Raw genomic sequence first — 11,389 nt, 5'->3', positions numbered from 1 at the left:
GGGGTCGGATCACCCCCGGGCGAACAGCAGCACGATCGAGATCACGAACGCGATGGTCCCGAGCGAGAGCACCCCGGCCGCCAGCAACGAGACGAACCGCACGAGCGGCGACGACTTCGTCAGGCGCATGCGGTGCGCACTCCCCCGGCGATAGAAGATGTCGGTCATGTCCGCGGCCCCGACCTTGGCGTCGTCGTGCGCGGACAGCGGCGCCTCGTTGACCCCGCCGTCGTCGTCGAACCACCGCACGACGCGCCCACCCTCGACGTGCTCCACGACGGCGCGGGCGGGCAGCCACGTGCCGTCGGCGAGGAAGAGGAACACCGCCGCGAAGGCGAGGAGCAGACCACCGCCGAGGCCCACCCACGTGAAGATCTCGATGACGGCATCGAGGGCGTTCGACACGGGGGCTCCTGCGGGGTATCGGGCGGAAAGACGCCGTCGCGCGAGCGCGGAACGAGGCGCTCCTCAGCCTATCGGGCGCCGTCGCCGACCCCCTGCTCGTCGCGCGGGATGCAAAAAGGCCCCCACCCGGTGGAAGCGGGTGAGGGCCTTCGGAGCCGCCTAAGGGAATCGAACCCTTGACCTATTCATTACGAGTGAATCGCTCTGCCGTCTGAGCTAAGGCGGCACGTGCGCGCTGTCGCGTGCACGATCATCGATCTTACATGCTCCAGCGGGCCTCGCGGTACGCGGGTCAGTAGTCGCCGGTCGCCGACCGGTCCGCGAGGATGTCGCGGCTCGACGACAGACCGAGGCGCGTGGCCCCCGCCGCGATCATCTCTTCGGCGGCGGCGCGGGTGCGCACCCCGCCGGATGCCTTGACCTCGGCGCGATCGCCGACGGTGCGCTTCATGAGCTCGACGGCGTGGACGCTGGCGCCGCCGGCGGGGTGGAAACCGGTGGACGTCTTGACGAAGTCGGCACCGGCGACGACCGCCGCCTCGCACACCGCGACGATGGCCTCGTCGCTGAGCGCGGCGGACTCGATGATGACCTTCAGCACCGTGGGCGCCGGAGCAGCCGTGCGCACGGCGCGGATCTCGGCCTCGACCACGTCGTACGAGCCCGAGATGGCCGCACCCACGTCGATAACCATGTCGATCTCGTCGGCGCCCTGGGCGACCGAGAGCGCGGCCTCGGCGGCCTTGACCTCGGCGTGGTGCTTGCCGCTCGGGAAGCCGCAGACGACGGCGAGCTTGAGTCCCGCCGGCAGGTCGACGGGCAGGAACGAGGGCGAGATGCACACGCTGTACGTTCCGAGCTCGGCGCCCTCGGCGATGAGGCGCTCGACGTCGGCGCGGGTGGCCTCGGGCTTGAGCAGCGTGTGGTCGATGTAGCTCGCCAGGTCGGCGATGGGCGCGGTCATAGGGGTCTCCTCGAGATGTGACGTGACAAGCCTAGGCGGGTGGGGGTCGCGGCGTCGTGCCGCTACTCGCAGCGGAGCCCCGCGGCGGGGACGGTGCCGTCGACGAGGTAGTCGTCGACGGCCGAGTTCACGCAGTCGTTGCCCTTGTTGTAGGCGAGGTGTCCCTCGCCCACGTAGGTGACGAGGACGCCCTGCGAGAGCTGCTCCGCGAGCGCCTGCGCCTCGGTGTACGGCGTGGCCGGGTCACCGGTGGTGCCCAGCACCACGATGGGCGGCGATCCCGGCGCCGTGATCTTCTCGCGGACGCCGGTCGGCGGCGCCGGCCAGGCGGCGCACGCGTCGGGCCCGATCCAATACGGAGCGACGACGGGGGCCTTCTGCTCGAGCTCGGCCAGCAGCTGCGGGTCGTCTTCGTCGCCTTCGTCGGGGTAGTCGACGCAGTTGTAGGCGCGCAGCGCCTGCATGGTGTTGTCTTGGTAGGTGCCGTCGACGCGTCCGTTGTAGAAGTCGGCGAGCTGGAAGGCCACCGTGGCGTCGCCGTTCTGCACGCCGGCGAGCGCCTGCCGCAGATAGGGCCAGTTCTGATCGCTGTACAGCGCCGCGACGATCGAGGTCACGAGCGTGTCGGCTCCGAGCTGCCGTCCGTCGCCGGCGGCGAGGGGGCGCGCATCCACACGGGACAGCAGGGACGACAGGTCGTTCATCGCGTCGTCGACCGAGCCGGTGAACGGGCACTCCGACGAGGTGAGACAGTCGGCCATGAAGGCGCGCAGGGCGTTCTCGAACCCGACCGCCTGAGCGATGCCGCTCGCGCTCGACGGAAGGCTCGGGTCGATCCCGCCGTCGAGCACCATGCGTCCGACCCGCTCGGGGAAGAGTCCCGCGTACGTGGTGCCGAGGAACGAGCCGTAGGAGAACCCGAGGTAGTTGAGCTTCTCGTCGCCGAGCACCGCCCGCAGCAAATCCATGTCGCGCGCGGCGTTCGCGGTCGAGACGTACGGCAGGATGCCGTCGCTGTTGTCGGCGCATGCCTGGGCGAAGTCGGCCTGCCGCTTCTCGAGGGCGGCGTTGCGCTCGTCGCTCCCCCGCTCACCGGGCGGGATGTCGTACAGGAAGGCGTCCATGCCGGCCGCGTCGAAGCAGGTGACGGGCGCGGACTGCCCGACTCCGCGCGGGTCGAAGCCGATGACGTCGTAGTCGCGCGTCAGCGTCTCGTCCGCCACGAGCGAGAGGGAGTCGCGCACGGTGTCGACGCCGCTCACGCCCGGGCCGCCCGGGTTCGTCAGGAGCGACCCGAGCGGTTGTCCCGACGTCGCGCGGTGGCGGATGACGGCCAGCTGCAGCTCGCCCGCCGAGGGGTCGGCGTAGTCGCGCGGCGCCGTGACGCTCGTGCAGTCGAAACCGGCGGATCCGCAGGGTTGCCAACCGAGCGTCTGACCGTAATAGGGCAAAAGTGAGGAGTCGATGCCCTCGGTCTGAGGCGTGGGCGACGGCCCGTCGACGGGGGCCGTGGGCGGGATCTGCGCGTAGAGGCACCCGCTCAGAACGAGGGCGAGGCCGGCGAGACCGGCCGCGGCGGCGGTGATGCGCCTGCGCAGGCTCACGGGGTCGATCCGTTGGCGACGGTGATCATGAGACTCTCCAAGGCCAGCACCGGGGCGGCGTTCTGCTCGAGGTTGCGGCGGGTGACCGAGATGCGGTCGAGCACCCCGAGGGTGCGGGCGGGCGACCACTCGTTCGCGAGGGCGCGGAGCGCGTCGATGCGCTCGCTGTTGACGAGGTCGCCGTCGCGCCCGTACTGGATCATCACGACATCGCGGAACAACGACTGCAGGTCGGTGAGCACGCGGTCGATCCCGTCGCGCAGGCTGCGCGTGGCGCGACGCTTCTGGTCGTCTTCGAGTGCGTTGACCTGCCCGCGCACCGAGGGCGGCACGGCAGCACCCTCGGCCACGCCGAGCATGCGCAGCAAGGAGCGGCGCTCTTCTTCGTCGCGAGTCGCGGTGAGCGCCTTGGCGTCGTCGGTCGCCAGTCGCACGATGCGGCTCGCCACGTCGACGGCGTCGCCGATGCCCCGCACCGCGAGCACCGCGGCGAGCGTCTCGGCCCGCCGGGCGCGGGCGTCGTCGTCGGTGGCCAGGCGCTGCGCCATGCCGATGTGGCGTTGCGCGTGCCGGGCGGACTCCTCCGCGACCTCGGGGGTCACTCCGGTGCGTTCGACGATGAGCGCCGCGACATCGGCCACGCTCGGCTCGGCCAGGCGCAGCACGCGAACGCGCGAGCGGATGGTCGGCAGCAGGTCGGCGTCGCTGGGTGCGCACAGCACCCAGACGGTCTTCTCGGGTGGTTCCTCGAGCGCCTTCAACAACACGTTCGAGGTGCGCTCCGACATGCGGTCGGCGTCTTCGACGACGATCACGCGGTGTCGCCCGAGCGAGGGCGCGAAGGAGGCGCGCTCGACGAGGCGGCGGGCCTCGTCGATGCGGATCACGACCTGCTCGGTGCGCAGCGCGGTGAGGTCGGGATGGGTGCGCGCGAGCACCTGCCGCTGAGCCTGCTCGTCACCGGGGTCGGCGATCAGCGCGGCGGCGAAGGCGTAGGCGAGGGTCGAGCGACCCGAACCGGGCGGACCGGTGATGAGCCACGCGTGGGCGAGGGCGGAGCGATCGGATGCCGCGGTGCGCAAGCTCGCGACCGCCTCGTCTTGCCCCCACACGGCGTCCCACGGGAAGGGCGCCGGACCGGCGGTCCGGGGCGACGGCTCGATCACGACGGACATGCGCCCAGCCTATCCGGGGGGTCGGACACCGCCGTCGATGCGCGGCTGTGCATCCCCTGCTGACCCGCGGTCAGCCCAGTCGTCGGCCGACGGCCTCGCGCACGCGCGCCGCCAGCTCGTCGGCCGGGCGCGCGGCGTCGAGCACCAGGAAGCGCTCGGGCTCGTCGGCGGCGAGCGCGAGGAAACCCGCTCGCACGCGGGCGTGGAACTCGCTCTTCTCGGCCTCGAGCCGGTCGAACGGTTTGTCGTCGGCGTCGAGGCGCGCTCGTGCCGCCGCGGGGTCGAGGTCGAGGAGCACGGTCAGGTCGGGGAGCAGCCCTTCGGCCGCCCACAGCGACAGCGCTCGGACGTCGTCGGCGTCGAGCACCCGCCCCGCGCCCTGGTAGGCGACCGAGGAGTCGAGGTAGCGGTCTTGGATGACCACGTCGCCCCTCGCGATCGCGGGCCGCACGAGGGTCTCGACGTGGTGCGCGCGGTCGGCGGCGTACAGCAGGGCTTCGGCACGGGAGGCGACGTGACCGCGGTGATGCAGCACGATGTCGCGGATGCGGACCCCCACCTCGGTCCCCCCGGGCTCGCGCGTGCGCACGACCTGATGCCCCTGGTCGGTCAGCCATTCCTCTAGCAGCGACGCCTGCGTGGTCTTGCCCGCGCCGTCGCCGCCCTCGAACGTCACGAACAGGCCGGGCCCACCGGCCGCCGCGGCCCGAGGGACCTGCAGCGGCCGGGTGGAGTCGCCGGTCACGACTTCTTCGCCGGCGCCTTGCGCGTGGTCGTCGCCTTGGCGGCGGTCGTCTTCGCCGCCGTCGTCTTGGCCGCGGTGGTCTTGGCCGCCGCGGTCTTCGCCGCCGTCGTCTTGGTCGCCGTGGTCTTCTTCGCCGCCGTCGTCTTCGCGGCCGTGGTCTTGGCCGCGGCGGTCTTGGCGGCCGGGGCCTTGCGCGCAGCGGTCGTCCGCTTCGGCGCCGGTCCCTTCGCGCGCTTGTCGGCGATCAACTCGACGGCGCGCTCGAAGGTGATCTCCATGGCGTTCTCGCCGCGCGGCACCGTGGCGTTGGTCTCGCCGTCGGTGACGTACGGACCGAAGCGGCCGTCCTTGAGCTTGAGCGGCTTGCCGCTGACCGGGTCGGCGTCGAACTCCTTCAAGGCGCTCGAGGCACGGCGAGCGCCGTACTTGGGCTCGGCGTACTTGGCCAGCGCCTCCTCGAGGGTGATGTCGAAGATCTGCTTCTCGTCGTCGAGCGACCGCGAGTCGGTGCCCTTCTTCAGATACGGACCGAACCGACCGTTCTGCGCGGTGATCTCCTCGCCCGACGTCGGGTCGGCGCCCACGACGCGCGGCAGCGAGAGCAACTGCAGGGCGGTGTCCAGCTCGATCGTGTCGACCGACATCGAGCGGAACAGCGAGGCGGTGCGGGGCTTGGGGGCCGCGTCCTTCTTCGCCGTGCGCTTCTTCGGCTGCTCGACGACCTCACCCGTGGCCTGGTCGACCTCCTCGGGCTCCTCGGCGTCGACCTCCTGCACGTAGGGACCGAAGCGGCCGTCCTTGACGACGACGAGCTTGCCGTTCTCGGGGTTCTCTCCCAGCACGCGGTCGCCCGCGACCGGAGCGTCGATGAGTTCCTGCGCCTTCTGGGGCGTGAGCTCATCGGGCGCGAGGTCTTCGGGGATGTTGACGATGCGCGGCTTGGCCTCGGCGTCGTCCGCCGGGTCGGTGACCTCGAGGTAGGGGCCGTACTTGCCGAAGCGCAGGGTCGCGGTGTCGGTGATGCGCGTGGAGTTGAGCTCGCGCGCGTCGATCTCGCCGAGGTTGTCGACGATGTGACGCAGACCCACCTGCTTGTCCGAGCCGAAGTAGAACGACTTCAGCCACTCGGTGCGGCGCTGCTCCCCGCGCGCGATGGCGTCGAGGTCGTCTTCGAGGGCGGCGGTGAAGTCGTAGTCGACCAGGTCGGCGAAGTGCTCTTCGAGCAGTCGTACGACGCTGAACGCGAGCCAGCTCGGCACGAGCGCCTGACCCCGCTTGGTGACGTAGCCGCGGTCGAGGATGACGCCGATGATGCTGGCGAAGGTCGACGGGCGGCCGATCCCCTTCTCTTCGAGGGCCTTCACCAGGCTCGCCTCGGTGTAGCGCGGCTTCGGCGAGGTGCTGTGCCCCTTGGGCTCCACGTCGCTGACGGCGAGCTCGTCGCCGACGGCCACCGCGGGCAGCGACTGGTCGGCGTCGTCGTCGTTGCGCTTCTCGTCGGCGCCCTCTTCGTACGCCTCGAGGAAGCCCTTGAAGGTGTAGACGGTGCCGGATGCCGTGAACTCGGCGGTCTGCGCGCCCGCCTGCACGGTGAGCGTGACGGTCGTCGTCTCGTACTTGGCATCCGCCATCTGGCTCGCGACGGTGCGCTTCCAGATGAGGTCGTAGAGCTTCTGCTCGTCGCGGTCGAGCGACGAGGCGAGCGAGGCGGGCGTGCGGAAGGTCTCACCCGAGGGACGGATCGCCTCGTGCGCCTCCTGCGCGTTCTTCGACTTGCTCTTGTACAGGCGGGGGTTGGCGGGAACGGCCTTGTCGCCGTAGAGCGCCACGGCCTGCGCACGGGCGGCCGAGATGGCCTGGCCCGACAGCGCGACCGAGTCGGTACGCATATAAGTGATGAAGCCCTTCTCGTAGAGCCGCTGCGCGACGCCCATGGCGTGCTTGGCGCTCATCGAGAGCTTGCGACCGGCCTCCTGCTGCATCGTGGAGGTGGTGAAAGGGGCGCGCGGGCTGCGGGTGCCGGGCTTCGCCTCGACCTTGGCGACCGTCGCGCGACCGGCGGCGGTGATCGCCTCGGCCAGGGCCCGGGCCTGCTCTTCACCCAGCACGACGACGGCCTTCTTCAGCTGTCCGTTGTCGTCGTAGTCGCCACCGCGGGCGATGGGGGCACCGTCGAGGCGGTTCAGGCGCGTGCGGAACGACGACCCCGCCTGCGAGGCGAGCGCTTCGACGTCCCAGTAGGAGGCCGACACGAATGCCATGCGCTCGCGCTCGCGCTCGACGACCATGCGGGTGGCGGCGGACTGCACGCGGCCGGCGCTGAGGGCGGTGCCCTCGCGACCCGAGCCGACCTTGCGCCACAGGACCGGCGAGACGTCCCAGCCGTAGAGGCGGTCGAGGACGCGGCGGGTCTCCTGCGCGTCGACGAGCGAGACGTCGAGCTCGCGCGTGTGTTCGGCCGCTTCTTTGATGGCGTCCTTGGTGATCTCGTGGAAGATCATGCGACGCACGGGGACCTTGGGCTTGAGGACCTCGAGCAGGTGCCACGCGATGGCTTCGCCTTCGCGGTCACCATCAGTGGCGAGCAGGACTTCGTCGGCCGTCTTGAGCGCGCGCTTGAGCTCGGCGACGGTCTTCGTCTTGCGATCGTTGACCACGTAGAAGGGGTCGAAGTCGTTCTCGACGTCGATGGAGTACTTGCCGTACGCCGCCTTCTTGTCGGCCGGGATCTCCTTCTTCGACGCGAGGTCGCGGATGTGACCGACCGAGCTGAGCACCTCGTAGTCGTCGCCGAGGTATCCCTGGATCGACTTCATCTTCGTCGGGGACTCGACGATGACGAGCTTCTTTCCGTTTGCCACTGGGGTCCTTTCTTCGATGCACACCATACACACGCCTCCCTGTTCGGGTTCCGGGAGGTCTCACGGGCTCACCGGATTGGGGGTCCGGCTCGCGAGCGCGCATCGAGGGAGATTCCACCGTACGCCCCGCCGACGGTGACGGTGGCGACGAGGCCTGCGACATCGCACTCTCGCAGGGTCGCTCCGCCGGCCGCGGCGATGCGTCCCGCTTCGTCGCACGGGGTGCCCGTCACCGCCCCGCTCGCCGCGTCCGCCGCGGCGAGCGCGGCCGCATCGGCCGTCCCCGCGAGGCGCGACGCGGTGATCGCGGCCCCGCCGACGCAGCCGAGCCCGACGGCCAGGGCCGCCACGACGGCGACCACCCCCACCGTCGCCGTCGCTCCGGCCATCAGTGCCCCCCATCCAGGGCGCACGCCCGGGCGGAGACGGGAGGGAGAGGGAGGTGCAGCGACACGGGGGCCGAGGCCTCGACGCACACCAGGTGGTCCGAACGCTGCACCGTCGCCGTGGCCCCGATCTCGGCGACCCGAGCGAGCCCGCTTATGTCGCCGCGGCCGAGGAGCCGCGCCGCCTCGGTGGCGGCGTGCTGCACGCGGATGGTCGCCGCCGCCGTGCCCAGCGCACCGACCGCCAGGGCGAGCACGACCAGCACGGCGGGCAGGGCGACGGCGAACTCGGCCGTGACCGACCCCCGTTCACCGAGCCGTCGGCCGGTCTCACCTCTCGACGCGCCCGCCACCGCGATGCGAGTACACCCGCTGCGCGACCAGGACCTCGTCATTGCACCGTCAGGGCGCGGCGCACCAGGTCGGTGAGGATGCCGCGCACCTCGTCGCTGCGCATGATGATGACGAGCAATCCCGCGAAGGCGACGGCCGCCATGGGCCGACACCCCGTGCTGACTGAGCCTTGGAGTCTGTGTTCCGGTAGACGGGAGTCCACTTCTGAGTCGTCCCCTCGCTGCTCGACGACGGAGCCCACAACCGCGGATCCACGACCCCCGAGATGACAAGCGTCTGCGCTTCGCCGCTGACAATCTCGCCGCCGACGACCACAGACACCTGAAGGATCCGGACCACCTCGGCGCGTTCCGCCGCCCCCATCGTGTGCAGTCGACCGCGCGCACGTTCGGCAAGTGCCGCCACGTCTTCCAGGGCCTGACCGCGAGCCTCCGAAGACGACACCAACGCCCGGTAACCAGCGAGTCGATCCCGCGCCGAAGTCAGTTCCCGCTTGAGGTCGGCCACCAGTGACTGCTGGCGGCGTTCATCGTCGGCCGTGTCCGCCATCAGCATCCCGCGCTCGGCACGGGAAAGTGCCCGTTCAAGCTTCTCGACCTCCGCCTCAACCCCTGCGAGCGCTCGGGCGTCCGCCTCAGCGTCGCCGTCCTCGTCAGGCAACGCCAGGTACTCGCGAGCTGCTCGTTCAAGTCGCGCCGGGTCGCCCAATAGTTCGACGACTGCCGCCCACACGGTGTCCTCGACGGGCTTCGCGCGAAGCTGTGGGCAGCTGCACCGGTCGTAACCGGCGGACGCCCGTCGCTTTGAGCAGCGGTAGGCCCCCTCCCAGGTCTCGCGTGGAAGGTTGACGGCGTACATTGCGTGGCCCTCGGTGGAGAACACCCGGCCGGTGAGCAACCGGGACACCGCGGGCTTGGCTGCAGTCCCGGTGATCCGACGTTCGAGCGCCCGTACGACTGCCCCGTGCTGTGCCGTGGTGAACGTCGGCGACCCGAGATTTACCTCGACCGCGCCCCCATGCACCGGGTTCCCCTGGCGGTCCACCTTGGCCTTGTGACGGCGCTGGCCACCCGCCTCGCTGGCCTTCGGAGCGCCCCAGGTGACCTTGCCCGTCGCATTCGTCGGGTTGCGCCAGATCCCGCGGACGACTTCGGCCGACCACCGCTCTGCCTTGCGGGGCCGCACCCTGGCATCGTTCAGTTGGTCCGCCACCTGGTACGCGTTGAGACGTCGCTTCACCAGCAGGTCGTAGCCGAGCCTGAGCACCTGGCGCTCGGCCTCGTCGGGCACAACGACCGAGGTGCGCCGCTGGCCTTCCCGCCGGTAACCGTAGGGGGGCTCCCCACCCGGCAGACGGTTGTCTCGGGCAAGCGCGCGCTGTCCGGCGACCGTGTTTTCGACGATCGAGTCGCGGTCGAGGTTCGCGAACACCGCCGACATACCGAACATGGCCCGCCCCGCGGGGGTGGACAGATCGAAGGACTCCTGGAGGGACACGAGCGACACCCCAAGTTCGAGCAGGTTCTCCATCTCCTTGATCGCGTGCCACGACTTACGCGCGAAACGCTTTGTGTTGAGCACGACCAGGACGTCGAACTTCCCGGCCTCGGCGTCGGCGAGCATCTGCCGCCAGCCGGGGCGGTTAGCGTCGGTGCCAGAGAGGCCCTCGTCGGCGTACTCGGCGACAAGAGTCCAGCCGCGACGCTCGGCCTCCTCACGGGTCTTTCGGCGCTGTTCCGGCAGCGACGTGTTGTCCTTTTGCCCCTCCGAGGAGACTCGTCGGTATGATGCGGCGCGAAGCGCGTCAGTACTCATGAGGTGGCCTCCGGTTCGTTGGGCAGTTGTGCGCGCGCTTCCGCGAGCACCTGGGACGCGGCGGGCCAACCGACCGGTTGAAGCATGGTGAGCCCGTGGCGCGCCGCCGCGGTGCGTAGCAGCGGGTAAACCGCCCGCCAGGTGTCGATGGCTTCGGCTGCGAGTTCGTGGGGTGGTCCGTCAACGGGCGGTGTGGTGGCGGCGACGATGAGGGCGGCGATAGCCGCCTCCTCAACGCTCATTGCGGCGGGGTCGCCGTTCAGGTGCAGGTCCGGCGCGCGGGTGGTTCGCTTCGCACTGCTCACGCACGCCCGGCACCATCCCTGGCGCGCAGTGCCGCCCTTCTCCCGAAGCGCGAAGCTCCCCAGGAGCTTGAACTGGCGGCAGCTTGGGCAGAGCTTGTGCCACGGTTCCGCGACGTTCATCATTCCCACCCCAGAAGCGTCAGCGTCCGTTCCATGACTTCTTCGAAGTCCTCCGCCCGCTCGGGGTCCGCCGCCCGGCCGTTCGCCTGCTCGAAGTTCTCGAGGGCGTTCTCAAGGGTGGCTTCCGGGCAGTGGTCGAGGGCGAACTCTGTTGCGGCCCGGTCGAGGATCTGCGACCACGGGGCGTTCTGCGGCTCGATCGCTGGCGGGTACTTGAAGGCGCGCTTCTGGTCCGCTGAGTTACGAGCGACGGGGTCGAAAAACCCCACCATCGGCTCGCTGTGTGCGTTCATCGCCCAACCAACACATTTTTGTCCACGACTGGCACTCCTACTCAACTCTCGATTGCGCACTTGACCGGGTGTTTCCGGCCCAAAAACCAGGAAAACAGTGCGGAAAACGCCACACAATTAGCCACGTCGGAGCACCACCCCGAGCCGATGCAGGAGCTTGGGCCGAAGCCGCGGGCTGTGCGACAGCGACTCAGCCGCGCTGAGGAGCGGCAGCCGACCACCACGAAGGCCGTCGACCAGTCGCACCAGGTGAAGCGAGTCATGGCCGGGGCGATACCACCCCCTCGGGTTCGTCCGAGGCACCCGCACCGCCACAAGAGACCCCCGTCCGGTCGCTTCTTCGTGCCCTTCGGCAGGACTGT

The 11,389-nt window shown here is 70.2% G+C and carries 10 protein-coding genes, 1 tRNA gene and 2 pseudogenes; all 13 read right to left on the bottom strand.

The features are described 5' to 3' along the window. Positions 1–9: 9 nt before the first annotated feature. Positions 10–405 (bottom strand): hypothetical protein, encoded by a 396-nt coding sequence (locus tag ABXS86_RS15495; RefSeq protein ID WP_307213075.1) that lies wholly within the window; start codon positions 403–405, stop codon positions 10–12. Positions 406–558: 153 nt separating this feature from the next. Further along, positions 559–631, bottom strand: a tRNA-Thr gene (locus ABXS86_RS15490). Between the two features lie 66 nt (positions 632–697). Next, a complete protein-coding gene (gene deoC, locus ABXS86_RS15485; protein WP_353665049.1) occupies positions 698–1,369 on the bottom strand; it encodes a deoxyribose-phosphate aldolase in 672 nt (223 codons plus the stop codon). A gap of 62 nt (positions 1,370–1,431) precedes the next feature. Beyond that, on the bottom strand, positions 1,432–2,973 hold the full coding sequence (locus tag ABXS86_RS15480; RefSeq protein ID WP_353665048.1) for an alpha/beta hydrolase: 1,542 nt from the start codon (positions 2,971–2,973) through the stop codon (positions 1,432–1,434). Then, positions 2,970–4,148, bottom strand: coding sequence for a DNA polymerase III subunit delta' (locus tag ABXS86_RS15475; protein WP_353665047.1), 1,179 nt, complete (start codon positions 4,146–4,148; stop codon positions 2,970–2,972). Before ABXS86_RS15475 ends, ABXS86_RS15480 begins: the two co-directional genes overlap by 4 nt. A 70-nt stretch (positions 4,149–4,218) precedes the next feature. Further along, positions 4,219–4,893 carry a dTMP kinase gene (tmk, locus tag ABXS86_RS15470; RefSeq protein WP_307213080.1) on the bottom strand — a complete coding sequence of 225 codons (675 nt, stop codon included), beginning with the start codon at positions 4,891–4,893 and terminating at the stop codon, positions 4,219–4,221. After that, positions 4,890–7,754, bottom strand: coding sequence for a type I DNA topoisomerase (gene topA / locus ABXS86_RS15465; protein ID WP_307213082.1), 2,865 nt, complete (start codon positions 7,752–7,754; stop codon positions 4,890–4,892). Before topA ends, tmk begins: the two co-directional genes overlap by 4 nt. A 68-nt stretch (positions 7,755–7,822) precedes the next feature. Then, positions 7,823–8,143 carry an Rv3654c family TadE-like protein gene (locus tag ABXS86_RS15460; RefSeq protein ID WP_307213084.1) on the bottom strand — a complete coding sequence of 107 codons (321 nt, stop codon included), beginning with the start codon at positions 8,141–8,143 and terminating at the stop codon, positions 7,823–7,825. Continuing rightward, on the bottom strand, positions 8,143–8,493 hold the full coding sequence (locus ABXS86_RS15455; protein ID WP_353665046.1) for a TadE family type IV pilus minor pilin: 351 nt from the start codon (positions 8,491–8,493) through the stop codon (positions 8,143–8,145). The genes ABXS86_RS15460 and ABXS86_RS15455 overlap by 1 nt, the downstream gene beginning before the upstream one ends. A gap of 38 nt (positions 8,494–8,531) precedes the next feature. Further along, positions 8,532–8,636: pseudogene (locus tag ABXS86_RS15450) on the bottom strand (DUF4244 domain-containing protein); the annotation flags it as partial. Between the two features lie 587 nt (positions 8,637–9,223). After that, positions 9,224–10,309, bottom strand: a pseudogene (locus ABXS86_RS15445) (recombinase family protein); the annotation flags it as partial. Continuing rightward, positions 10,306–10,737 carry a hypothetical protein gene (locus ABXS86_RS15440; protein WP_353665045.1) on the bottom strand — a complete coding sequence of 144 codons (432 nt, stop codon included), beginning with the start codon at positions 10,735–10,737 and terminating at the stop codon, positions 10,306–10,308. The pseudogene ABXS86_RS15445 and the gene ABXS86_RS15440, both read right to left, overlap by 4 nt. Continuing rightward, entirely contained in the window at positions 10,734–11,027 is a 294-nt protein-coding gene (locus ABXS86_RS15435) for a hypothetical protein (protein WP_353665044.1), read from the bottom strand. The genes ABXS86_RS15440 and ABXS86_RS15435 overlap by 4 nt, the downstream gene beginning before the upstream one ends. Positions 11,028–11,389: the final 362 nt, after the last annotated feature.

It is taken from the genome of Microbacterium sp. che218 (assembly GCF_040436305.1).
GTDB lineage: Bacteria > Actinomycetota > Actinomycetes > Actinomycetales > Microbacteriaceae > Microbacterium > Microbacterium algihabitans.
This window is presented reverse-complemented; position numbering and strand designations above follow the sequence as displayed.